Origin of the sequence: Mucilaginibacter rigui (assembly GCF_014773275.1) — a bacterium.
GTDB lineage: Bacteria > Bacteroidota > Bacteroidia > Sphingobacteriales > Sphingobacteriaceae > Mucilaginibacter > Mucilaginibacter rigui_A.
This window is the reverse complement of sequence record NZ_JACWMW010000006.1, coordinates 71272-95899: the sequence shown is the minus strand read 5'-3', so window position 1 is coordinate 95899 and position 24628 is coordinate 71272. Positions and strand designations below refer to the sequence as shown.

Below are 24628 nucleotides of genomic sequence, written 5' to 3'. Positions count from 1 at the left end.
TAGTATTTAGATAAGCATTTGCCTGACACTAAATTAGCGAATAATCAAATACCATAAATGTTAAATTTTATTATTTAACATTTTAACCATACACAAAGTGCAAACAAAAAAGCCGCCCCATATTCAGGGCGGCTTACATATTTTAATATCTCAGAAAATTACTCTGCTTTTTGTAATTCGGCAGTGGCTTTATCAATAGCAGCAACTGATGCTGTATCGTTCAATTTAGCACGGTCGGCTTTTAAGCCGGTTAATATTTGCACAATCTGTGGGGCTACGCCATATTTTTTATACTTGGTGCCAAAATCGGCGATTGCTTTTATGCCTTTTTGCGCTTGCTCATTACTTTTTATACGGCCTGTAAAATCAGCGAATTTCTTCATGATATTGAACTGGGTTTGAGGCTGGCCTTCGGTGAATGCTTTGTAAACATAAGGGTACTGTTCATCACTGCCACTTGTAGCGTAGATGTTCAGTATGGCTTGTGTTAAAGCACCCTCGCTATCTTTTTCGTAAGTTTTAGCTAAAGGTAATGCTGCGTTAGGGTCAAGTAACCCCAGCGCTGATAAGGATGCCCCTTGTACAGCGTACGATTGGCTCTTTAAACCATCTTTAAATAAATTAGCGTTGCCAGATGCTTTTAACTTACCTAAAACGGTAATGGCGGCAGCCCTAACCAGCGTATTAGGATCGGTTTGGGCCAGTTTGATCAGTATAGGTTGTGCAGCATTGCGCACATCATCATTGGTCATTTCGGCAGCACGGATAGCTTTTATCTGTAATTCGTAGTATTTATCGTTAAGTGCAGCAATAATTACTTTGCGGGCACCTGCATTGCCTTGCTGTTTTGCAGCGGCAGTGATAGCTTCAAAACGATCTAAATATAGGGGTGCATTAAAGTATTGAAAAACAAATTCGTCAATAGTTTTGCTGTCTGTTTTCTTAACCAATAACATCTTATCACCATCAACATTCACCAGGCTTGGTTTAACAGCTGAGTGGAACACCAGGCTATCAACTTTATTACGCATCCAGAATTTTTTGCGGTCCATTTTGCCGTCTGCATAAACATCAATAGCTAATGGTAGAATAAAGCCGTTGCCATCTTGTGTCTGGTTTAGGTAAACGGTTTGTTTTTTGCTTGCCTCATCCCATTTGTAAGTGATATTAAGCACCGGATGGCCTGCACCAAAGTACCACTGGTTGAAGAACCAGTTCAGGTCGCGGCCGCTTGCTTCTTCCATTGCTAAACGTAATTGGTGAGCTTCGCCGTTTTTAAACGCGTTTGTTTTTAGGTAGATGTTTAGGCCTTTGTAAAATGCTGCATTACCAAGGTAATTGCGCAACATATATAAAATGCTACCGCCTTTTTGGTAGGTAACAGCATCAAACACATCCTCTTTATCTTTATAGTGGAAACGCACCAGGTCTTTGGTTTTCAGGTCGGGCTGGCTCAGGTAGTTTTGCCTGTCATCGTTAATATGTGCGTCGCCTGCGTCTTTACCGTATTTGTGTTCGGCCCATAGGGTTTCGCTAAAATCAGCAAATGATTCGTTAACGGTTAAGTTGCTCCAGCTTTCGGCAGTAACGTAATCGCCAAACCACTGGTGGAAAAGTTCGTGTACAATGGTGCTGCGGCCCTGGTTGTAGTAAGCATCAATTAACTCACGTTTGGTAGCTTGCACGTATTCGCCATGCAGGGTAGCGCTGGTGTTCTCCATAGCCCCACTCACGTAATCACGTACAACAATCTGTGAGTACTTGTTCCATGGGTAATCAACCCCCAGCGTTTTCGAATAAAAGTCTATCACCTCCGGTGTAAAGCCGAAAATATCTTTAGCGTATGGTGCGTATTTAGGCTCAAGGTAATAGCTTACCTCTTTACCTTTCCATGTTTCTTTAGTAATTTTAAAATCACCAACAGCCATCATAAATAAGTATGGCGAGTGTGGTAATTCCATTTTCCAGGTATCAGTACGTGTACCGTCTGCATTAACCTTTTGTGATGCCAAACGGCCGTTTGATAGCGTTACGTATTTTTTAGGTACGGTCATGCTGATCTCGTCGGTTGTTTTTTGGTTTGGCTTATCAATAGTAGGGAACCATGCCGATGAACTTTGGGTCTCGCCCTGTGTCCATATCTGGGTTGGCTTGTCTTTTTCGGTACCATCCGGGTTAATAAAGTATAAACCTTTGGCATCGGTAATAGCGGCGCTGCCCTGTGCTTTAAGCTCGTTTGGTTTGGCAGTATAATCTATATAAATGGTGTAGTTTTCACCGTTACGATACGTACGGTCAAGCTTAATATCAATGGTAAGGCTATCATAAGTAAATTTAAGCGGGGTGTTTTTACCGGCTTTTACTATCGATACATTTTTGATATCCATACCCTGTGCGTCTAAACGCAGGGAGTCGGTTGGGTAAAAATGCGGCTTCAAAGTAACCCACTCCTTACCGTACATATAGCGTTTCTTATAATCGAAACGTACATCAAGTTTGGTATGCACCAGGTCGTTATATTTCGGCGTGGTTTCGCGATAGATCTTTAAGGCAGGGTCTTCTGCCGGCGCGGTTTGCGCTTTTGCATTGCCTACAGCAATAGCACTGATACTGCCAATGAGTACAGCAGCGTAAATAGTTTTCATATAGTTAATAGTTAAATTGATATGCAAGCATAATAAAAGCTAAATTATTAGTTTTTATTGTATTTAAGACAGCCCAACAATTTTTATGTTACAGCACCGCAGCTATTAAATAACAAATAATACACAAAGCTTTGGCAGTACAAAAATACAATAAGTAACCATGTTGTTATAATTGCCGGTTTAGATGCGTTTTTTATTTGTAAATACTAAATTAGCCATACCAATTATTGCGATTACACACTTACCAAACCAAACTCCGGTTACTATGGAACGCAGAAAATTTATACAAAACATGGCCATAACAGGCACCAGTTTATTAGTTGGCCCGGGCCTGGCAATGGGCGGTATTTTTAAAGGCTCGCCCAATAAAAAGGTTGTTATTGGCGTAATGGGCGTAAATAGCCGTGGGGCTTTTTTGGCTCAAAAGTTAGCCGCGCTGCCTGATGTGGAAATAGGCTATATATGCGATGTTGATAGTAATGCCATGGCCAAATGCATTGCTGATATTGCCAAAATAACCGGTAAAAAACCAACCGGCATAGCCGATGTACGTCAGTTATTAGAGAAAAAAGATCTTGATGCCCTGGTTATTGCCGCGCCCGACCACTGGCACGCGCCCGCAACTATATTGGCCTGCCAGGCAGGCAAACATGTGTATGTAGAAAAACCCTGCAGCCATAATCCGCACGAGGGTGAAATGGCCATCGCTGCCGCTGCCAAATATAATAAGCTTGTACAAATGGGTAGCCAGCGCCGGTCGTTTGAGAATGTACAAAAAATGGTGGCCGAACTGCACGGCGGCGTAATTGGCCGTGCTTATTTTGCAAGAGGCTGGTATGTAAATAACCGTAAATCAATCGGGGTAGGCAAAGTTGTACCCGTACCTTCACACTTAAATTACGACCTGTGGCAGGGTTATGCCCCGCGCAGGGAATACAAGGATAACCTGATCCATTACAACTGGCACTGGCATTGGAACTGGGGCACCGGCGAGGCGCTGAACAACGGCACGCACGAAATTGATGTAATGCGCTGGGGCCTTGGTGTTGATTTCCCTAACAAGGTAACCTCATCGGGCGGGCGTTTTGCTTTTAAGGATGATTGGGAAACACCTGATACGCAAACTATATTAGCAAACTTCCCCAACAATACGGCTCTTTCATGGGAGGGGCGTAGCTGTAACGGCTATAACTCTGAAGGTGTTGGCCGTGGTGTTGTTTTTTATGGCGACAATGGTACTATTTACTACGGCGGGGGTGATGGTTACCAGGTTTATGATTATAATAATAAGCTGGTTAAAGAAATTAAAGATGCAGTTGCGGTTGATGCGTCAAACAAAGTTAGCCCTACCGAAGTGCTTGACCGTGTGCATCTGCAAAACTTTATTAGTGCTATACAGGGGACAGAGAAGCTTAACCAAACTATTATCAACGGGCATAAATCTACCGTAATACCGCATCTGGGTAACATTGCCCAGCGTGTTGGCAGGGTGCTTAATCTGGATAGCACCAACGGGCATATCCTGCATGATAAAGAAGCCGCAAAACTTTGGGGCCGAGAGTACCAACCGGGATGGAATTTGAAAGTTTAATACATCAGCCTTAATATATATTATGAAAAACTTAAAAACTTGCTTGCTGGCCTTAACTATTGCGGGTGGCTTGCAAACTGCATCGGCCCAAACAAAAGCTGGTTATGTTAATTTGTTTAACGGCAAAAACCTTAACGGCTGGAAGATCCTGGCCGGCAAAGCCGAGTATAAAGTAGAGAACGGCGGTATAACCGGTACTGCAGTACTCAACAGCGGCAATACCTTTTTAGTGACCGAGAAGGAGTACGGCGATTTTATTTTAGAGCTTGATGCCAAAACAGAAAGCGATCTCACCAACTCTGGTATCCAGCTGCGCAGCCATTATAATGCCGCCGGGCACGAGGGTAAAGGCCAGGTTTACGGTCGCCAGTGCGAAATAGACCCCAGCACCCGTAAGTGGACAGGTGGCATTTACGATGAAGGCCGCCGCGACTGGCTTTACCCAATGGACTTGAATGCCAAAGCACAAAACGCATGGACAAACGGCGAGTTTAATCACATAAAAATAGAATGTATTGGTAATACCACCAAGACCTGGATAAACGGGATAGCCACAGCCATGGTGGTTGATACGGTGGATGCCAGAGGTTTTATAGGCCTGCAGGTCCATGCTATAAGTGATGAAAAACAGGCAGGGAAAAGGATCTTCTTTAAAAACGTACAGATAAAAACCACCAACCTTAAACCACAACCATTTGCCAAAGATGTTTATGTTGTAAACCTGCAGCAAAATGTATTGTCGCCTTATGAGAAACTGGATGGATGGAAGTTATTATTTGATGGTAAAACAAATGCTGGCTGGCACAGCGCTACGGCTGCTACTTTCCCTAAAAAGGGGTGGAAGGTAGAGAACGGAATGCTATCAGTAATTGGTGCAAACGGTGGCGAAGCTACTAACGGCGGCGATATTATTACCGATAAAATGTACAGTGCATTTGATATGTCGTTTGAGTTTAGGATGAGCCGTGGGGCTAATAGCGGCGTTAAATACTTTGTAACACTCGATGAAAAAACGCAGGGATCTGCCATTGGGCTGGAGTACCAGGTTTTGGATGATGCCGTACATCCCGATGCCAAACTTGGCCGCGACGGCGACCGCACGCTGGCATCTTTATATGACCTTATCCCCGCCAAAAAGCAAGCCCGCTTTGTACACCCTATTGGCGCGTGGAATATTGGGCGCATTGTGGTTTTACCAAATAACCACGTAGTGCATTATCTTAATGGTGTAAAAGTACTGGAGTACGATCGTGGTTCGGCAGCATACCGCGACCTGGTGGCCATCAGCAAATACAAGGTTTGGAAAGATTTCGGCGAAGCTAAAGAAGGGCACATCCTGCTGCAGGACCATGGCTTTGATGTGGATTTCAGGAATGTGAAGTTAAAGGAATTGAAATAGATGTCATTCTGAACCTGTCGTTGTCAGTCTGAGCCTGTCGAAGACTTGAACGTTTAGCATGTCGGCTAATGGTTAGACAGGCTCACTATAATATTTGGACTTAACCACAAAGAACGCAGAGTCAGAAGTATACAGTTTACAAAGCTTGATTATTTTTTTAAACCTCTGCGTTCTTTGTGGTTTTTCTTTATGCGCCCTGAGGTTAAAATAAACAACTAAAAACCAGTTAATTATCTGTTTGTAATCGAACAGTGCATTGTTCGTTTGCGAACAGTTTTTAAAATGCATCCCTTTTTAATGTATTGATAATTAGTATTTTATAAAATTGGCACGTATCTTTCTATTAAACCCTATAGCAAGCTTGCTTGCTAACCTCGCCAATAAAAAATATTGTTATGATAAAAAATTACTTAAAAATATCGTGGCGCAACCTTACCAAAAACAAAGCGCATACATTTATTAATGTTACCGGGCTTTCGGTGGGGATGGCGGTTGCCATACTGATAGGCTTATGGATCTGGGACGAGATCTCGTACAATAAAAATTTTCAGAACGAGGATAAGATAGTGCAGGTATGGCAACACCAAACCTTTAATGGTAAGGTTGGTAGCCAGGTGGCAATGCCTATACCCCTGGGCACCATGTTAAGGGAAGAGTATACCGGCACCGGTAAGGATTTTAAATATGTAACGTTATCAAGCTGGAACTACGACCATATTGTAGCCTTCGGCGATAAAAAGATAACACAGCAGGGCAGCTTTATGCAACCCGAGGTAACAGAAATGCTCACCCTAAAAATGCTGAAGGGCACACGTGGAGGGTTAAAGGATCCGTCATCTATATTACTATCGCAGAAAGTGGCTACGGCTTTATTTGGCAGTGATGACCCGATGAACAAAACTATAAAGCTTGATAATAAACAACTGGTTAAAGTTACAGGTGTGTATGCAGACCTACCCCGTAATTCTACCTTTAATGAGTTGAATATTATCCTCCCCTGGGATCTGTATCCCATTAACCAGGAATGGATAAAACGGGCTAGTACCCAATGGGGAAATAATTCATTTCAGATATTTGCGCAACTGAATGATAAAGCCGACATAAATAAAGTAAACGCTCGTATAAAAGGCTTAAAAGAAAAAAAAATTGCCCTTGCAGGCGATAAGGTTGGTGCATCATTTAAACCGCTGGTGTTTTTGCACCCTATGGAAAAGTGGCACCTGTATTCGGAATTTAAGGATGGCATAAACACCGGTGGCGATATCCAGTTTGTATGGCTGTTTGGCATAATTGGTGTATTTGTGCTATTGCTGGCTTGCATAAACTTCATGAACCTGAGCACCGCTCGGTCAGAGAAACGTGCCAAAGAGGTTGGCATACGTAAAACGGTAGGCTCATTACGCAGCCAGTTGATAGGCCAGTTCTTTAGCGAGTCATTGATGGTTACTGCCTTCGCCTTTCTCTTCTCGATAGTATTGGTATTGCTGATATTACCCTGGTTTAACCAGGTTGCAGGTAAAACCGTAGGCATCCTTTGGGCTAATCCTTTATTCTGGATATTGGGCTTGGGTTTTACCTTGTTTACCGGGGTTGTTGCCGGCAGTTATCCTGCGTTTTACTTATCGTCTTTCCAACCGGTTAAAGTGCTAAAAGGTACATTTAAGGCGGGCAGGTATGCAGCGTTACCACGCAAAATTTTGGTGGTGCTGCAATTTTTTGTATCGGCCACCTTAATTATTTGTACCATTATCGTATTCAGGCAGGTGCAGTTCACTAAAAACAGGCCCGTGGGTTATGACCGTACCGGCTTGGTGCAAATGAGCATGAAATCTGACGATATCCACAAGAATTTCGCGGCTGTGCGTAACGATTTGCTGCAAAGTGGTTTTGTTATTGAAATGGCCGAATCAGGTAGCCCCCTTACCGATGTGTATTCAAATAACAGCGGCCTTAACTGGCGCGGTAAAGCGCCCGATTTGCAGGACGATTTTGGCACCATACGCCTTACCCCCGAGTTTGGTAAAGTAGCCAACTGGAAGATCATTGAAGGCCGTGATTTCTCAAGGGCTTACGTTAGCGATTCAACGGCGATGATATTGAATGAATCTGCCGCGAAATTCATGAATTTTAAACATGCCGTAGGCGAAGTGATAGATTGGGGGCGGAAATATAAGGTGATAGGCGTAATAAAAGATATGGTGATGTCATCACCATATGAACCCGTAAAGCCAAGCATTTTTGTATTAAGCAATGATGTGGAGGGTATGATAGATATCCGCCTCGACCCGAAAAAGAGCACCCATGATGCGATGGCGAAAATTGAGGCGGTATTTAAACAATACGATCCGGGAAGCCCTTTTGAATATAAGTTTACCGACGAGGAATACTCCAAGAAATTTGCCAACGAAGAGCGTGTAGGCAAACTGGCGGGCTTTTTTACCCTATTAGCCATTTTTATTAGTTGTATGGGCTTGTTTGGCATGGCATCGTTTATGGCCGAGCAGCGCATCAAAGAGATAGGTGTACGTAAGGTATTAGGCGCATCGGTATTTAACCTTTGGCGCTTAATGTCTACCGATTTTATTATCCTGGTGAGTATATCCTTGCTTATAGCCATACCAATGGCTTATTACCTGATGCATGGTTGGTTACAGGATTATAAATACCGCGCCGAACTTTCGTGGTGGATTTTTGCACTGACCGCGGTAGGTGCAATCGTAATAACAGTATTAACAGTTAGCTACCAAAGTATAAAGGCTGCGCTGACAAACCCGGTTAAAAGTTTAAAAACAGAATAAGATATATAGCTTATAGTATATGAAGAAAACAAGGTATGCACTGCTTGTTGTATTATCACTGAGCAGGTTAAACGCGATAGCACAATCTGCCGGTAAAATAAACGACACGCTACAAAAGAAAATACAGCTTGTAGAGAAAGGCCTGGTTGGCTTAATCCAAACAGAAGGGCAGGCACCATGGACTATCCAGGATCGTATGGCGCATTATAAGGTTAATGGGGTTAGCGTAGCCGTCATCCGCAATTACAAGATAGAATGGGCCAAAGGTTATGGCTGGGCCGATGCTGCTGCGAAGAGACCTGTAACTGATAAAACACTTTTTCAGGCGGCATCAATAAGTAAATCATTAAATGGTGTTGGTGTTTTAAAACTTGTGCAGGATGGCAAGCTTGACCCGGATAAAGATATAAACCAATACCTTACCAGTTGGAAATTCCCGTATGATAGCGTATCAAAACATAAAATAATCAACACTAAAAACCTGCTTAGCCACACTGCGGGTTTAACAGTACATGGCTTTGGGGGCTACAGTAATAAGGATAGCCTGCCAACCATTATCCAGATACTAAACGGAAGCAAGCCCGCTAATTCCGACCCTATCCGCTCTATGTTTGAGCCCGGCCTGCGGTCTGAGTACTCGGGAGGTGGTATTACCATATCACAATTAATAGTGATGGATATTACCCACCAACCTTATGATCAGTTTATGTATCAGAATGTATTAAAGCCAATGGGGATGACTGCAAGCACCTACACGCAGCCTCCGGTAAATACAAAACCCGAACTGCTGGCTACCGCGTACCGCGATAATGGTACAGCGGTTGAGGGTAAGTATCACATCTATCCGGAGCAAGCCGCCGCCGGTTTATGGACAAACCCTACCGATCTTTCTAAATACATTATTGAAACACAATTAGCTTATCAGGGTAAATCAAGCAAGGTGCTTAACCAGGCAACTACAAAACTTAGGCTTACACCATACCTTGATAAAGCAGCGGCCTTAGGAGTTTTTATAGACGAAAACAGCGGGACAAAGTACTTTCAACATGGTGGTGCCAATGAGGGTTTTAGGTGCCAGTATTTTGGCAGCCTTGATGGTGGTAACGGTGTAGTTGTTATGGTAAATTCTGACGATGGGGCTATCATGAATGAAATTATAAACAGCATAGCAAAAGTTTATAATTTTAATGGGTTGTATCGGTCGAAGGTTTATAAGGAGGTTGCTGTTGATAGCACCGTTTTGCAAAGCTATGTGGGGAAATATGAGATGAGGCCGGGCTTTAATTTATCCATAACCCGCGAAGGGAATAAATTATACGGACGGGCAACTGGCCAGGGAAAACTTGATCTTTTTGCTGAAGCGCAGAATAAGTTCTTCCTTAAAGTTGTACCTGTCGAGATTGAGTTTATTAAAGATGATAAAGGGAAAATCATAATATGCAGAATATACCAGGGTGGGGTAAATGATGCAAAAAAGATAGAATGATATAAAAAAAATATCAGCATACATGAAACTATATAAAGCATTACTTTTTGCGGCTTGCATGTGTACAGTGCATTGCTATGGCCAGATGGCGCTCCCGAACGAGGCCGATTTTATCGTTTTTAACCGGCAGATCGGTTTTGGGGCCGATGGGAGCATACACCTTAACGGGGTAGATAATGAAGGCATTGCGTGGATAAAAAATAAGCAATTTAAAAGCGGCACAATCGAGTTTGATGTTAAGGGGAACGACCAAATGCAGGGCAGTTTTGTAGGAGTTGCCTTTCATGGGTTAAACGATACCACTTATGAAAGTGTGTATTTCAGGCCTTTTAATTTCCTGTCGGCAGATGCTGTGCGCAAAAGCCATGGGGTGCAGTACATAGCAGTACCCAAGTACGATTGGCCAATATTAAGAGAGAAGTTCCCGAATAAATACGAGCAGGCGGTAACTCCTGCCCCCGACCCTAACGGATGGTTCCATGTGCGCATTATGGTATCGGCAAGTAAAATAAATGTATATGTTAACGGCACGCAGCAAGCGGCCTTAACGGTTACCCCGCTGGTAAATACAGGCGGCACAAAAATTGGCTACTGGGTGGGCAATGGTTCGCCCGGTGATTGGAAGAACCTGAAAATAACCAACGCAAAATAAAAGTTTCTCTATAAAGAAAGCCCGATATATTTACTACACCGGGCTTTCTTTATCTTGTATCTTAACTCTTTAAATCTTGATTCTGATTAGCAATATTGCTCAAACGCACCTATCAGGTTATCGGCAATCATTTGTGCCGGGCGGCCTTCTATCTGGTGGCGTTCTATAATGTGTACCAGTTTACCATCTTTAAACAAAGCCATTGATGGTGATGATGGCGGGTAAGGCAGCATCAGGTTACGGGCAGCGTTCACAGCCTCGGTTTCCATGCCCGCAAAAACGGTCACCAAACGATCAGGATGTTTTTCATTGGCAGCTGCCGCACGTGCAGCAGGGCGTGCATTTGCTGCAGCGCAACCACAAACCGAATTTACCATTACAAACACAGTGCCTTCGCTTTTAATAGCCGCGTTAACTGCATCAGCATCCTTTAACTCTTCAAAACCAACTTTGGTTAATTCTTCCCTCATTGGGGCAACTAAATATTCTGGGTACATAATTTTACTTCGCTTATATTCAGTACAAAAATACTTAATTCAAAATAAAAACAACCCTTAATCAGAATAATCAGTAATAATTGACGTTTCCGTTATAATAGCGGGAGTATGCATTTTTAAAAATAATTTTTAACTTGCATGCTTAGTAATGTTAACCCTAATTAACACTATTTGATGAACTTAAAATTAAAGATTTAGGTATGGGAATTATTACCCGAAAAAATAATGCCCAGCCACGCGTTGTGCAAGTAAAAGCCAAACACTTTAACTCATTAAAAGTAGCTGTAGCGGCAGTGCTAATTATTGTAATGGTATTGATGACGGCCATTGTCCGTTTAAGTACACAGTCATTGCAGCAAAGGCAGGAAAACAGCAGGCTGCAATCGCAGGTATCCGCTTTACAGGGGCAAATAGAAAAAGATTCGCAGGATGCATTACTCACAAATGCCGAAAAAGAAGGCAGCCGTAACAAGGCGGTTTCATACCTGCAGGACATACAGGCCAAGCTTAAAACCATAAATAATTTTATGAGTAAGCGGGGCTTGCACGGTTTCTCTTTTAAAAAATTGAATATTGAAGATAGCCCCAAAAGCGATACCAGGCTATACAACGATTTTAGCAATTACCTTGATAAAGTAGTAAACAATATTGCCTTTACTCCGATGGGCTACCCCAAATTAAGCTCATTCACTTCGTTTTTCGGATCGCGCGGTAACCCGTTCGATTTTGGCGGCAGGGAGTTTCACCCGGGTATCGATTTCTCGGGCCACAGGGGCGACCCGGTTAAATGCACAGCCAGCGGCAAGGTGATATTTGCAGGCAAAGCAGGCGGTTATGGCAACTGTATTAAAATAAAACATGCCAATAATCTCGAAACCTGGTACGGGCACTTATCAAAAATAAATGTAAAAGAGGGCCAGCGTGTTACCGTGGGCGATATGATAGGTAAGGTAGGCTCAACGGGCCGTTCAACCGGGCCACACCTGCATTACGAGATCCGTAAAAACGGGCAACCGGTAAACCCTAAGCAGTATTTAAGTTTAAATATGTGAGCAGTTTTGCTGTGTTGGATATTTAATATTCCGCAAACATCTTGATTATAATAAATGCTTATATTGGGTTTAAATTAAATTATAATCCAAATGAAAGCAAACTTAAATCAAGAATTACAGAAAGTGAAATTTACAGCGCTTAAAAAAAAAGAAATGGCTAAAATAGGCGGCGGTGGCTTACCCGGAGATATGACAGCCAAAGAAAGATGTGAGTTCAATAATGTGGGCAGGTGTGGGGCTTGCGACAAAGACGGCATTTTTACCGCTTGTGCATAACGAGATAATTCAACCCCATTTTATATAAATAAGAATTGCTCTTTTTACTTTTTTAATTTAAAAGAAGCCGGCGGAGTACGTATTTAAAATTAGCAGCTTAGGGCATCTATATCTAAGTATTATAGATGCCCTTTTATTAAACATTGAAAAATAGTGCATGTTAACCGGGCAACACCTGCACTATGTTTAACACCCCCGGGAGTGTTTTTGGCATACTATTTGGTTTATAATAAACTCTTGCATAGCGTAACATTTTTAAACCTGAATAAAATGAAAATAAACTCAACTCAGCAGACCGCAAACTTAAAGTTTACCGCATTGTCAAAAAAAGAAATGGCTAAAATAAGTGGCGGTGGTTTACCCGGAGATATGACAGCTAAAGAAAGATGTGAGTATAACAACGTTGGGAGGTGTGGAGCTTGCGACAAGGATGGAACATTTACTCCATGCGCATAATTAGCATAGGATATATTATATAATTTTTGAATGCCAATATTGTCTGCATTCAAAAAAGACCCGGTTAAAAGGACGCTAAACAATATTTAGATATTGCTGGTGTCCTTTTTTATTTTGTAACTGCAGTTATATTGGAATTGTAAAATACTTATATTAGCTTAACATTTAACGCTAATCAAAATGGGAACAAACTTAAATCAAGGGCCTCAAAAAGAAAGACTCAGCAAACTTTCAAAAAAAGAAATGGCAAAAATAGGCGGCGGAACATGTGATATGACGCCCCAGGAAAGATGTGAGTATAATAATGTTGGCAGGTGCGGAGCTTGTGACAAAGAAGGAGTTTTTACCCCCTGCGCTTAATCTGGCAATTATCCGGAATCTGAGAATATACAAATCCAACAGGTGTCTGCCTGATTTGGGCTGGATCGGCATTTTAGCCTGGCCATATTCGTGCTTGAAAATTATACATTTTTGCCGTTTACACATCTCCATGTATCGATATATTTAAATATGTTACCCTGGTGTTTATTATTTTTAGTTAGAGAATAGATGCCGAAAGCAATTTAATGTTCTCGTTTTTAGTACTATTAAACCATTTTAGTGCACTATTTTTGGATTATAATAATACTTATATTAGCTGCACGATTTAAACTTTTACAAAAAAAATGGAAGACAAAACAAAAAAAGAAAAGCTAACAAGAGAACAGGTTGCTGCAATATCAAAAGTGCCTTTGGTGGAAAAAGTAGGTGATATGACAGCCAAAGAAAGATGTGAGTATAATAATGTTGGCCGATGCGGTTATTGCGATAAAGACGGAATTTTTACTCCCTGCGCATAATGAAAATAGCTATACTTTGTTTTTGGATTATTTTAACACGTGTTGGTTATTATTTTTTAATACAAGGTACGCATGATGGAGGATATTATCTGCAGATGAGTAACCTAAAGGATATCAGCCAGTATTTAGGCATTGCCGGGATTTTATTTTTGTGCTACAATAAGCAATTAGCACCGAAAATGAGGTATGTAATTATTTTTACGATTATTTATTGTGTGTCTTTTGCCTGTATCATGATGTACCCTTTTTTGGGTCCTGATTCGCGGAAAGGTATCGAACCCATTTTGCTTACTTACAATACATTTTGGGCATGTGCATTAGTAGCTATGCTTATATATATAGCCGTTGATTCAGAAAAGTTCTCGGTAAAAAATACGTAGGCTCTTATCTCTATATAGAACCGAAGTAATTGTTTTCGGCCATTGGCAAAAATCTTGTGCCATTCCTGAGTAATCATATATCCTCAATTTCATTAAAATATTTATATTCACTATTTTTGCATTTCAAAAAATAGAATAATATGTCATCAGTAGAAACTGCATACGTTAAAAACAAAGTGAAGGATCCTTCACTGGCCGCCTGGGGGCGCAAGGAGATTGAATTGGCAGAGGCAGAAATGCCGGGGTTAATGGCACTGCGTAAAGAATACGGTCCGGCTAAGATATTGAAGGGCGCACGTATTGCAGGCTGTTTACACATGACTATACAAACTGCTGTATTAATTGAAACGTTGATAGAATTGGGTGCCGAAGTTACCTGGTCGTCATGTAATATATTCTCAACACAAGATCACGCTGCTGCTGCTATTGCTGCCGCAGGTACCTCTGTTTACGCCTGGAAAGGTATGAACGAGCAGGAGTTTGACTGGTGTATTGAGCAAACCTTATTCTTTGGTGAAGACCGCAAACCATTAAACATGATTTTGGATGATGGCGGCGATTTAACCAATATGGTTTTAGACCGTTACCCCGAACTTATCGGCGAGATAAAAGGTTTATCTGAAGAAACCACTACAGGTGTACACCGTTTATATGAGCGTATGAAAGCCGGTACATTACCAATGCCTGCTATCAACGTGAACGATTCGGTTACCAAATCGAAATTTGATAACAAATACGGTTGCCGCGAATCATTGGTTGATGCCATCCGCCGTGCTACTGATGTGATGATGGCCGGTAAAGTGGCTGTTGTTTGTGGTTATGGCGATGTGGGTAAAGGCTCTGCCGATTCACTGCGTAACTCTGGTGTGCGTGTTATCGTTACCGAAATTGATCCTATTTGTGCATTACAGGCAGCTATGGAAGGTTTTGAAGTTAAGAAACTGGATACCGCTATTAAAGAAGCTGATATCGTGGTTACCGCAACTGGTAACAAAAATATTGTTCGCGAAAAACACTTCCGCGCGTTAAAAGATAAAGCCATCGTTTGTAACATTGGCCACTTTGATAACGAAATTGACATGGCCTGGTTAAACGGCGCTTATGGCAACAACAAAATTGAAATTAAACCACAGGTTGATAAATACACTATCGACGGTAAGGATGTAATTGTATTGGCAGAAGGCCGTTTGGTAAACTTAGGTTGCGCTACAGGCCACCCAAGCTTTGTAATGAGTAACTCTTTCACCAACCAAACCTTGGCTCAGATTGAGCTTTGGACAAACGGTGCGGCTTACAAAAACGAAGTTTACACCCTGCCAAAACACCTTGACGAAAAAGTTGCACGTTTACATCTGGAAAAAATTGGTGTCGAACTGGAAGTTTTAGACCAGGATCAGGCCGAGTACATCGGCGTAACTGTTGAAGGTCCGTTTAAACCGGAGTACTACCGTTATTAATAGATTAAAGACTTTTAGAGTCAGGATTCAAGATAAAAGTAAAGGGATAGGGTGTGAGCCATATCCCTTTTTTGTTAAAATTAGATTACGTTTATCCGTTGATATCCCATCGTTCAAATGGATTTAACAGTTAGTATACTGTAACACGACGTATTTCACTTACACCAAAATCATCCAGGTTTACCCAGTTTACTCTAATGGCGTTATAGTGACTGAAATTTTGTTCTTTTTGTATTGGGAAAAGAAATGTCCAATAAAATTTTTGAGCTTCATAATCATAGTCAAAAGAAATCTCATAATTTGAGAGATTAAAATTCAATTTTTTTGCGTGATCTAAGATCGTATTCCTTACCTTATCTAATGGGATAAATTTTAATTTATTGGTATATCCTGTTCTTGGCCAATTCAATTTAAGGGCTTTACCAGACTCATTTAACCTTAATTCGATAGGATAACTTTTAATACCTATTGACAGATCTTTTAGAATAAATACAAGATCATATTTTGGAATAGTTGGGTTGATATTAGCGCTATCCTTGAATTTATGATAAGCATCCAAATCTAAAATTTGGCCATAATTAAATTTTGCTTTTGGACTTAGATCGCCTAAAAATTTGTTTAAAATGATTGCTGCACTATCCCTTATGTTTTCCGGGATTTGCGATAAAGAGGTTATCATTTTTCCATAGCCATCAAAGTAGGTCAAGCCAGGTTTTTGGTCAACCAACATATGATTTTGACTAAATGACAATAAACTAAAAGTGCACAAGAATAATAAGGTCAGGCTTAATCTTTTCATCAATTAAATATACTCATAGCAATTCATACGACTCACGTATCCATGCAAACAACTGCGGCCTCAGTTCGCCGGTGAGGCTCAGCCTGATGTGGTTCTCAAACTTTTTACCGGTTATGCCGGTGCTTTTTATTACAGGTGGCTCCGTTAGTTGTGCAGCCGAATAAAACTTAAGATCCAACACTTTTTGCATGGGGCGGATAACAAAAAAGGTTTGCCTATGCACAAATGTAATACAGTTGGGAGTGGTGCCCACCAAAACATCGGGCCAGTCGGCAACTTCGGCTAACAGTTTATCAAACAATAGCAGCAGTTCATCGGGCTTGCCTTTAAACAGGTCGTGTAAACTTACCCGGGCGCAGTAGTGCCTTTGGCTTTCGCTTGTTAGTTCGCGGTCGCATTTGGGGCAGGTGTAAGGCATTGCTTAATCGGCATTTAATGTGATAACGAATATATAAAATTATAGTTTGTAATATTTGACCGCATATAACTAAACATTTAGTTATGTGGAAAACTATTATATATTTGTAACTTCAAGCGGTTTTTAACACCTAATCTTAAATGAAACTATTAACTAAAACTTTTTTTGCAGCCACGGCACTGTGCCTGTGTGCAGTAACCGCCTTTTCGCAGGAAAGCCAAAACATACCCAAAGATTACCTGAGTAGGGAGTTCCATGCCGGCAGGCGCGAGGCGTTACGTAAACTAATGCCCCCTAACTCGGTTGCCGTAATATTTGCGTATCCTGAACGTGTGTTTTCAAAAGATGTGGACTACGTTTATCATCCTAACCCGGACATGTATTATTTTTCGGGCTATAAAGAGGCTGATGCCGCCTTGCTGATCTTTAAAGAAATGCAGGGAACAGGCGACACTTCTTACAACGAAGTGATTTTTGTGCGCAAGCGCGATGCCCAGCGCGAGCAGTGGACGGGCAGGCGTTTAGGCGTTGAAGGTGCAAAAACACAGTTAGGTTTTAAACGCGCTTATAATGGCAGCGAGTTTGCCAAATTCCCTATTGACTTTAAAAAATTCACCACCATAATTAATGATGAGTTGCCTAATGATGCCGGTAAGGACGGAGATCTGGCAAATCTTATAAAAACATTTAAAGCCAAAGCAGCCCTGCCCGAGGTTGATAAAGCTTTATTGAATGCCCTTAACCTGGTTAGTACCCGTGCTATCCCGGCTAATTTACCGCGCGTAATTGCTTATTTAAAAGCCACCTTACCCGCCGATGTTTATCAAAGCAACGCCATAGTGCAGGAGCTGGTAAACAAACCGGATAGCGCCACCCTGGTAAGCGTAAAAGCAAAAATAAAACAACAGTATGGTGCAGCCAGCATGTTTAACGACTTTACAGTTGCCCTGCGCGGTATTAAACAACCCGAAGAATTGGCGCTGTTAAGTAAATCGGTACAGTTATCAAGCATTGCACATGCCGAGGTTATGCGTGCGGTAAAACCGAGTATGAGCGAGCGCGAGTTGGAAGGCATCCTGATGTACGTTCATAAAAAGTATGGTGCCGAAGGTGAAGGTTACCCGCCGATAGTAGGTGTAGGCGCCAATGGTTGTATTTTACATTACGAGGAAAATAACGAGACTGTTTTAAATAACCAATTGGTACTGCTTGATGTAGGTTCGGAGTACCATGGTTATTCGGCCGATGTTACGCGTACTATACCGCCAAGCGGTAAATTCACCGAAGAGCAGAAAGCCATTTACCAGATAGTTTATGATGCGCAGGAAGAGGTATTTAAAATGTGTAAAGCAGGCGTGCCTTATTCATCGCTGGAAGATAAGACCGGCGAGGTTTTAGCCGCGGGCTTAATAAAACTGGGCATTATAAAAGAGGCGAAAGAACTGCGTACCTATTACCCGCACGGTGTATCGCACCACATGGGGTTAGATGTACATGACAAAGGATCATACTCAGGCAACCTGGAAGAAAATATGGTTATTACCGTTGAGCCGGGCATTTACATCCCCGCAGGCAGCAAGTGCGATAAAAAATGGTGGAATATTGGTGTGCGTATAGAAGATGATGTGGTGATAGGTAAAGATAAAGGCACCATATTATCGCTCGATGCCCCAAGAAAATGGCAGGATGTTGAGAAATTGGCTGCAGAAAAAAGTATATTTGACGGTGCGAAATTCCCGCCGCTTAAATAGGATTTACTACTATATTAGAAAGCCCCGACTTGTCGGGGCTTTCTTGTTTTTACCAGTAAAAAATCGTAGAGACGCGATACTTCGCTTCTTTGCCGGTTGGATTTGCATAAGAGAGACGCGAAGTATCGCATCTCTACGTCCAAGCGACAGGTCGGCGATCAGATGCTTCGCTATAGCTCAGACTGACACGTATTATTTCACCTCTGCTTCTTCCTCCACCGTTTCGCGCAGGTCATAAAGCAGCCATTGCTTTTTGGCTATTGATGGTGCCTTGGATTGCAGCAGCTTAATAAAATCATTAACGCCTACCGGCTCATTCCCGTTGCCGTGGATCAGTACAATACTGCCGGACTGTGGCTGCTGCCCTTTGGCTAACCATGCATCGGTACCAATGGGGATCAATCCAAAATCCGTTATTTTATAAACCAGTTGCTGATCAGAAACCAACCCCGGGAATCTGAAAAATACAGACGGTAATAATCCATTTGCCAGCATCAGTTTTTCGGTTTCTAAAACCTCATATTTAATATCAGTGCCGGGTTCCAGTAGAAAATTCTTTTTAAGCGGGTTTGTTTTGCTTACGCGATGGTTGTACGAATGATTGATCCAGGTAATATAGATCTCATGATTAGCCTGTAGTTGCTTTAGCCAGTCAATATCCTGCACGTGGTGTTTCATCCACAAGCCACTAACCGATAAGGCAATGGGCACCTGTGGTTCTACCCGTTTAAAGCCGGCGATGATATCGGTGAAGATGCGCCTGTCTAAAGGTTTGTGCGATGGGCAAAGATCGGCCGTGAGGCTGATGCCGGTTTCCTTTGGTAATCCACGTTCTATCCCTGCATCCTGTATTGCTATTGATTGGCTTTCGGCCTTGCTTAATGCTTTTTGGTAAGGCGTGCTATTGAATAATTTGCGGGCTTCGGCCATGCTCATGGGCTTTACCTGGTAAAAGCCGGCATCATTCACCTTAGTTTCTAACGTTTGCGGGTTTACCAGCAACAGGTAAGGTTTGCCATTGTTCTCAAAACGGCGTAGTATCATCCAATCCTGCGGGTAATGTTTGGCCCATCCAAAATAAACCTCATAATTGGTGATGCGGGTATAATTGGCCTGTGCCATTGTGCCTGTTGCCAAACAGTAAAGGGGTAGTAATATTAAAAATGCTTTGAGGTATACTTTCGTCATATTTTGCAAATAAACACAATCATAAAAATAGTTTAATTGTTATAAACGGAATAATGATATTTGCCCACGTAACACTTGTAAAGCTATGGCCCGATTATCCATCAATATCAATAAAATAGCTACCCTGCGTAACTCGCGCGGCGGCAACAACCCAAATTTGGTACAGGTTGCTAAAGATTGCGAACGTTTTGGTGCGCAGGGTATAACTGTGCACCCAAGGCCCGATGAAAGGCATATCCGCTATCAGGATGTGTTCGACCTAAAAAAGATAGTGACAACCGAATTTAATATAGAGGGCAATTGCCAGGAGCAAAAGTTTATTGACCTTGTACTGGCCAGCAAGCCCGAGCAGGTTACCCTGGTGCCGGATGTGTTGGGCCAGATAACGTCAAACCATGGCTGGGATACTATTGCCAATCAGCAATACCTGAAGGATATCATCAAGGTATTTAAAGATGCCGGCATCCGCGTATCTATATTTGTTGACCCTGTTACCGAGATGGTAGAAGCCGCTGCCACAACAGGTACCGACCGTATTGAACTTTACACAGAAGCTTACGCGCATAATTACGCCACAAACAAAGAAGAAGCCATTGCACCTTATGTAAAGGCTGCAGAAGTTGCTCATAAGCTTGGCCTTGGCATAAATGCCGGGCACGACCTTGACCTGCAAAACCTGCAATACTTTGCGCAAAGCATACCCGCGCTTGATGAAGTAAGTATAGGCCACGCCCTTATCAGCGATGCGCTGTACTACGGGCTGGAGAATACCATACAAATGTATTTAAGGCAGCTGGCCTAACGTATAATAGTTACACTGCCCGATAATAAATCGCAAGGGGTGTTTAGGTTAATGATGTAATAATAAACGCCTGCCGGTAGTAAGGTGCTGCCCTGTTTACCTTCAAATGGTGTTGCGTATTGCTTGGATTCGAACACTTTTTGGCCGCCCCTGGTAAACACCTGTACCAAACTGCCCGGGAATTTCTCCAACCCGGTTATCTTCCAGTAATCGTTAATGCCATCCTGATTAGGGGAAAAGGCATTGCCGAATTTTACATCCACCAAAATTACTTCAACGTGTACTTTGGTACGCAGGCTTTCGCAGGTGCCAATGTTGTATGATACATAATAATCCCTGGTTTCGGCAACGGCAACGTTGAATGATCCTTTTGCATTTTTTTGTAAGGGTTCTGTTGCTGTTTCTGTAGCATACAGGTTATAATTCCCCGCAATAGGGTTTATTACAGCCAGGTTAACAGACTCCGGAGAGCAGATCCTTTTATCGGTAAGTACCGGGGTAGCAGGTACAAACTGAATGTTGTCAATCTCAATATGCCCGGCCACAAGCGGTATAGCGCATGGGGTAGCATCGGTAACCACAAGGCGATATATGCCTTTACCAATACCATTTAATGATGGCGTATTGCCACCAACCTGCTGCCCGGTTGCTTCGTCTGTCCAGGTGTAGGTATAAGGCGCAACACCACCGGCAACGGCTACACCATCAATATGGCCAAGCTTTTGGTTACACTGGTCGGCTGTAGGTGTGGGGTTATTAGTATCCGCAAAAACAAGCAGCGGTGTTTTCTTCACCTCAAAAGGGCCAAGGGTTGACGGGCAATTATATTTATCGGTTATCAATAACCGGTAAAAACCAGGCGCAAGATCTGTTATTTGGTTGCTGTTTCCGTTACTCACAGGTATATTATTCACGTCAATCCATTGGTACGATTGCGGCGTGATTGTGCCGTTAAATTGCAGTTTTATACTGCCGTTGCTCAGGTCGCAGGAGGCAGCTACAATATTAGGCGTGTAGCTGAACGTTTCGGGAAGCTGCCTTATCACAATAAACGACTTGCTGTTGTCGCACCCTGTAGTTGTGTTTTTTGCATATAAGGTGTATTGTCCTTCGGCCAGGTTGCTCAGGTCATGATAATTGTTCGGATTGGTAGGGATAGGGCCATTAGGTCCGGTCCATTGGAAAAAGTCGGCATTATCTACATACACACTATTTATAGCACCATTGTTAAGGCCGCAGGTAGGGCGGGTAATATTTCCGGCCGTGATGTTTACCGAGTTGGTTTCCTGAATTGCGATGTAAGACGTAGAATATGGGCTGCACTGGCTTTGATCTCTTAATTCAAGCCGGTATAAGCCGCCCTTAACGCCGGTAAGGTCTTTGCCGGTTTTTCCGGGTAAAGGATTGTTATTAACATCATACCACTGGTAGGTTAACGTACCAATGCCTACATAGGTAGTTATATTTTTAATGGAGCCCTCGGCAATGCCACAGCGGGCGGTTGCAACATCCATGGTAGACAGGTCATAATCGGGCCCGGGTTTTGGGGTTATGGTAAACGGAGCCGATGTTACCGAGCAACCAGCCTCGTCAGCTATAGTTACAGTGTAGGTACCACCCGGCACTATCGCCTGTTTGTTTGAGTAAATAGTACCGGTAGTAGTGTTTTTCCAGGCAAAAGTGATATTGCCGGTACCGCCTTTAAAATTAACATCAACCGGGAAAAACTTTTGGCGGCATACCGGGACCGGCGGTATAGTGTTTTGTATGCTGATCCGCTGATCGTTAATGATGAAAAGTTTAGTGCTTTTTTGGCAGCCACCGGGGTATTGAACGGTTAGCTGATAGCTGCCGGGCTGTAAGTTGGCAATATTTTTAGTGTCGCCTATTGGTGTTAATGAGCCGTTCTGTTCTTTTTTATCCCAATGGAAAAGCAAGCCGGTAAATGCCGGTTTTATAGTTATGCTACCTTTATAATCGCATGTGAATTGTTTAATCTCTATATCATTGTCGGCAATCTCTAATGATGAGAAAGGGGATGTATTATTATTGCCATCGGTAGCGGTTGCAATAACCGGGCTGCTGATGGTACCACTATAGGTCCACTCGCCATTAGCGTTTGAGTTAACGGTTGTAATATAGGTTTTACCCTGGCAGTTTACATAACCGCAGGCATCAGCATAAAACAATTCAATTTTTGAGTTTGGGGTAGCCACGCCCGATACCTTAGTGGCGCTAAAGCCAAGCACCTTTATAAATGGTACATTATAATAATTTGTTGATACGCTTATACCGTATTCTTTATTACAAAATATACTGTTGCGGCTTATTAAAGCATGGGCATCATTTAAAGCATCAATACCATAACTGTTATAGGCTATGATGTTTTTGGCAGTAGCAGCAGTGCCACCAATATTGCCTGAAGCATTTGCCCCAACCCTTATACCTGCGCCGTTGCCCAGGTCGGTTGTGCCGTTTTTATCGGTGCCAATTTTATTGCCTTCTATTTCAAACGTCGCGTTATCAATATATATACCATAATAGCGTTGGCCCGATACAATGTTATCAGTGATTTTGGCAGTAAGGCCGTTAGCGCCATCAATTAAAATACCATACATCCGGCCAAATGTGGCCGCTACAAACAAAGGGATGTTTTTAAAATCGGCAGTGCCGGCAAAATTAGTGCCTATTTTATTATTTTGAATGATGAGCGCATTGGTTGGCGATGTGAAATTATAAATGCGTGAAATAGCAATATTGGTAACATTGGCCGATATTACATTCCCCATATTGGCGTTAATTCCCCCTATTGTAGCATTTTGGTTGACAGATAAATTAATGCCATATATATTGCTGTTTTCGGTAAAACCATCATCCAGCAGGCCGATGATGTTGCTTTGTATTTTAATTTCACTAACACCGTTGTAGTAGTTGGTGTAGGAATTTGTAATGCCATAGCTATTGCCGCTAATTACATTCCCTTTGCCCGGCGCGCCAATGGTAATAAATGATGCATCCCCGATAATATAAATACCCGAATTTGCGTAAGGGTTTGGGTTATCAACCCTGTTTATTTTGTCAAAATTACGAATGTATAAGCCGTATATCTCAATGTTTTTTGCAGCTACGTAACCATTGTAAATATCGCCGTTAATGTTTAAACCGTTAAAGTTTGCGGGCGATGTTTCAGGTTCAATTACAACTTTAGCATCAGATACGCCAAAAACAGCCCCGGTTTGGGTAGTTCCATCAATAATGAGGTTTGATGAAACAAAAGGTAATTGTGTTTTTAGCCTGATGATACGATCAGAAACCAGCGGCCCCGGTAACGCAAACCTGATGATATCCTGGGTGGCAACACCATTGGCGGCTGCATTGGTTAACGCTTCGCGAAGTGTACCTGGCCCGGCGTCAGCATTACTGGTAACCGTAAATGTAGCGCCGAAACATATTTGCGAGCAGAAAAATAATATTGTGATGAGTAGTAAAGGTTTCTTCAAAAGCATAAAAAATAGGTCTCGTAAAGATACATATTTTACTTAGTAAACGAGTGCTGTAATACCCCCGGAAATCGCTTTAAAGTTTGAGGGGTAGATAGGGTGATAAGCCAGTTTATTTGCCTTTTAAAACAACAAGGGCTATTTTAATAATTAAAACAGCCCTTGTTGATGAGTAATAATTTGCTTTTTGTAATTAAGCATTTGGGTCGGTGCAGCAAACCAGATCCTGCCCTGTTTGGCAATATTGTAGCTGGTTTGGCGTGTAAGTGCAACCATAGGTTAACAATGGCGGCGGGGCCTGGCATGAGCATCCGGGAGGAGGAGGTAATTTACCGCCGGTTACGTTTTTCATTTCGGTTCTTGTCAGTTGTTTTTTCATTTTATTTAGTTGTTATTTAGTTTCAGTTATTGAGGGTGGCGTTCTGTACTGCTATCTACGCTTCCTAAAGTTAAATCATGGCATTAATTTAATGGAACTTTTGTTTCTATTAAATTAATACAGCAATCTCCAGTGTTAGCTTATTGCTTATAAGGCAATATACATATAAATTATTAGTCAATAAAAATTAAAAAATATATAATTAAATACATTGCGAATTTATTCGTGGTTAGATCAATGAGATGGTATATTAATATTACTGT

The 24628-nt window shown here is 42.1% G+C and carries 21 protein-coding genes; 14 read left to right on the top strand and 7 right to left on the bottom strand.

Annotated features, from left to right (window positions below):
* Window positions 1-158: 158 nt before the first annotated feature.
* Complete coding sequence (locus IDJ75_RS19790) at window positions 159-2645, bottom strand: M1 family aminopeptidase (protein ID WP_191177388.1); 2487 nt, start codon at window positions 2643-2645, stop codon at window positions 159-161.
* A 265-nt stretch (window positions 2646-2910) separates the two neighbouring features.
* Between IDJ75_RS19790 and IDJ75_RS19785 the strand changes: the two genes are divergently transcribed.
* The 5 genes from IDJ75_RS19785 (at window position 2911) to IDJ75_RS19765 (ending at window position 10571) form a co-directional block, all read left to right on the top strand.
* Window positions 2911-4236, top strand: a complete 1326-nt coding sequence (locus IDJ75_RS19785) for a Gfo/Idh/MocA family protein (protein WP_191177387.1) — start codon at window positions 2911-2913, stop codon at window positions 4234-4236.
* Between the two features lie 22 nt (window positions 4237-4258).
* Window positions 4259-5635 (top strand): 3-keto-disaccharide hydrolase, encoded by a 1377-nt coding sequence (locus IDJ75_RS19780; RefSeq protein WP_191177386.1) that lies wholly within the window; start codon window positions 4259-4261, stop codon window positions 5633-5635.
* Window positions 5636-6030: 395 nt separating this feature from the next.
* Complete coding sequence (locus tag IDJ75_RS19775) at window positions 6031-8433, top strand: ABC transporter permease (RefSeq protein WP_191177385.1); 2403 nt, start codon at window positions 6031-6033, stop codon at window positions 8431-8433.
* Between the two features lie 19 nt (window positions 8434-8452).
* Window positions 8453-9919: a serine hydrolase gene (locus tag IDJ75_RS19770; protein WP_191177384.1), complete on the top strand. Its 1467-nt coding sequence runs from the start codon at window positions 8453-8455 to the stop codon at window positions 9917-9919.
* A gap of 22 nt (window positions 9920-9941) precedes the next feature.
* Entirely contained in the window at window positions 9942-10571 is a 630-nt protein-coding gene (locus IDJ75_RS19765; protein WP_191177383.1) for a family 16 glycoside hydrolase, read from the top strand.
* Between the two features lie 86 nt (window positions 10572-10657).
* Here IDJ75_RS19765 and IDJ75_RS19760 read toward each other — a convergent pair whose 3' ends face one another.
* Complete coding sequence (locus IDJ75_RS19760) at window positions 10658-11068, bottom strand: BrxA/BrxB family bacilliredoxin (protein ID WP_191177382.1); 411 nt, start codon at window positions 11066-11068, stop codon at window positions 10658-10660.
* A gap of 200 nt (window positions 11069-11268) precedes the next feature.
* On the opposite strand from IDJ75_RS19760, the gene IDJ75_RS19755 reads away from it, so the two are divergent.
* From IDJ75_RS19755 to ahcY, 7 genes are all read left to right on the top strand, one after another.
* A complete protein-coding gene (locus IDJ75_RS19755) occupies window positions 11269-12120 on the top strand; it encodes a peptidoglycan DD-metalloendopeptidase family protein (RefSeq protein ID WP_224746691.1) in 852 nt (283 codons plus the stop codon).
* Between the two features lie 90 nt (window positions 12121-12210).
* Window positions 12211-12396 carry a hypothetical protein gene (locus IDJ75_RS19750; RefSeq protein ID WP_191177381.1) on the top strand — a complete coding sequence of 62 codons (186 nt, stop codon included), beginning with the start codon at window positions 12211-12213 and terminating at the stop codon, window positions 12394-12396.
* 270 nt (window positions 12397-12666) lie between these two features.
* A complete protein-coding gene (locus IDJ75_RS19745; protein WP_191177380.1) occupies window positions 12667-12852 on the top strand; it encodes a bacteriocin in 186 nt (61 codons plus the stop codon).
* A gap of 180 nt (window positions 12853-13032) precedes the next feature.
* Entirely contained in the window at window positions 13033-13212 is a 180-nt protein-coding gene (locus tag IDJ75_RS19740) for a hypothetical protein (RefSeq protein ID WP_191177379.1), read from the top strand.
* A 305-nt stretch (window positions 13213-13517) separates the two neighbouring features.
* On the top strand, window positions 13518-13691 hold the full coding sequence (locus IDJ75_RS19735; protein WP_191177378.1) for a hypothetical protein: 174 nt from the start codon (window positions 13518-13520) through the stop codon (window positions 13689-13691).
* Window positions 13691-14071, top strand: a complete 381-nt coding sequence (locus IDJ75_RS19730; RefSeq protein WP_191177377.1) for a hypothetical protein — start codon at window positions 13691-13693, stop codon at window positions 14069-14071. Before IDJ75_RS19735 ends, IDJ75_RS19730 begins: the two co-directional genes overlap by 1 nt.
* A 140-nt stretch (window positions 14072-14211) precedes the next feature.
* Window positions 14212-15528 carry an adenosylhomocysteinase gene (gene ahcY / locus IDJ75_RS19725; RefSeq protein ID WP_191177376.1) on the top strand — a complete coding sequence of 439 codons (1317 nt, stop codon included), beginning with the start codon at window positions 14212-14214 and terminating at the stop codon, window positions 15526-15528.
* Window positions 15529-15658: 130 nt separating this feature from the next.
* Here the strand turns inward: ahcY and IDJ75_RS19720 are convergent, their stop codons facing one another.
* A complete protein-coding gene (locus tag IDJ75_RS19720) occupies window positions 15659-16327 on the bottom strand; it encodes a hypothetical protein (RefSeq protein ID WP_191177375.1) in 669 nt (222 codons plus the stop codon).
* A 13-nt stretch (window positions 16328-16340) separates the two neighbouring features.
* Entirely contained in the window at window positions 16341-16745 is a 405-nt protein-coding gene (locus IDJ75_RS19715) for a DUF5655 domain-containing protein (protein ID WP_191177374.1), read from the bottom strand.
* A 140-nt stretch (window positions 16746-16885) separates the two neighbouring features.
* On the opposite strand from IDJ75_RS19715, the gene IDJ75_RS19710 reads away from it, so the two are divergent.
* The gene (locus IDJ75_RS19710; protein WP_191177373.1) at window positions 16886-18496 is read left to right on the top strand and encodes an aminopeptidase P family protein; all 1611 of its coding nucleotides are present in this window, start codon (window positions 16886-16888) and stop codon (window positions 18494-18496) included.
* A gap of 192 nt (window positions 18497-18688) precedes the next feature.
* Here the strand turns inward: IDJ75_RS19710 and IDJ75_RS19705 are convergent, their stop codons facing one another.
* Window positions 18689-19684 carry a polysaccharide deacetylase family protein gene (locus IDJ75_RS19705; protein WP_224746690.1) on the bottom strand — a complete coding sequence of 332 codons (996 nt, stop codon included), beginning with the start codon at window positions 19682-19684 and terminating at the stop codon, window positions 18689-18691.
* Between the two features lie 85 nt (window positions 19685-19769).
* Here IDJ75_RS19705 and IDJ75_RS19700 point away from each other — a divergent pair, with 85 nt between their 5' ends.
* Entirely contained in the window at window positions 19770-20486 is a 717-nt protein-coding gene (locus IDJ75_RS19700; RefSeq protein WP_191177372.1) for a pyridoxine 5'-phosphate synthase, read from the top strand.
* On the opposite strand, the gene IDJ75_RS19695 is transcribed toward IDJ75_RS19700, so the two are convergent.
* Window positions 20483-23992, bottom strand: coding sequence for a T9SS type B sorting domain-containing protein (locus IDJ75_RS19695; protein WP_191177371.1), 3510 nt, complete (start codon window positions 23990-23992; stop codon window positions 20483-20485). The two genes, IDJ75_RS19700 and IDJ75_RS19695, sit on opposite strands and share 4 nt — an antisense overlap.
* A gap of 187 nt (window positions 23993-24179) precedes the next feature.
* Entirely contained in the window at window positions 24180-24365 is a 186-nt protein-coding gene (locus IDJ75_RS19690) for a hypothetical protein (RefSeq protein ID WP_191177370.1), read from the bottom strand.
* Window positions 24366-24628: the final 263 nt, after the last annotated feature.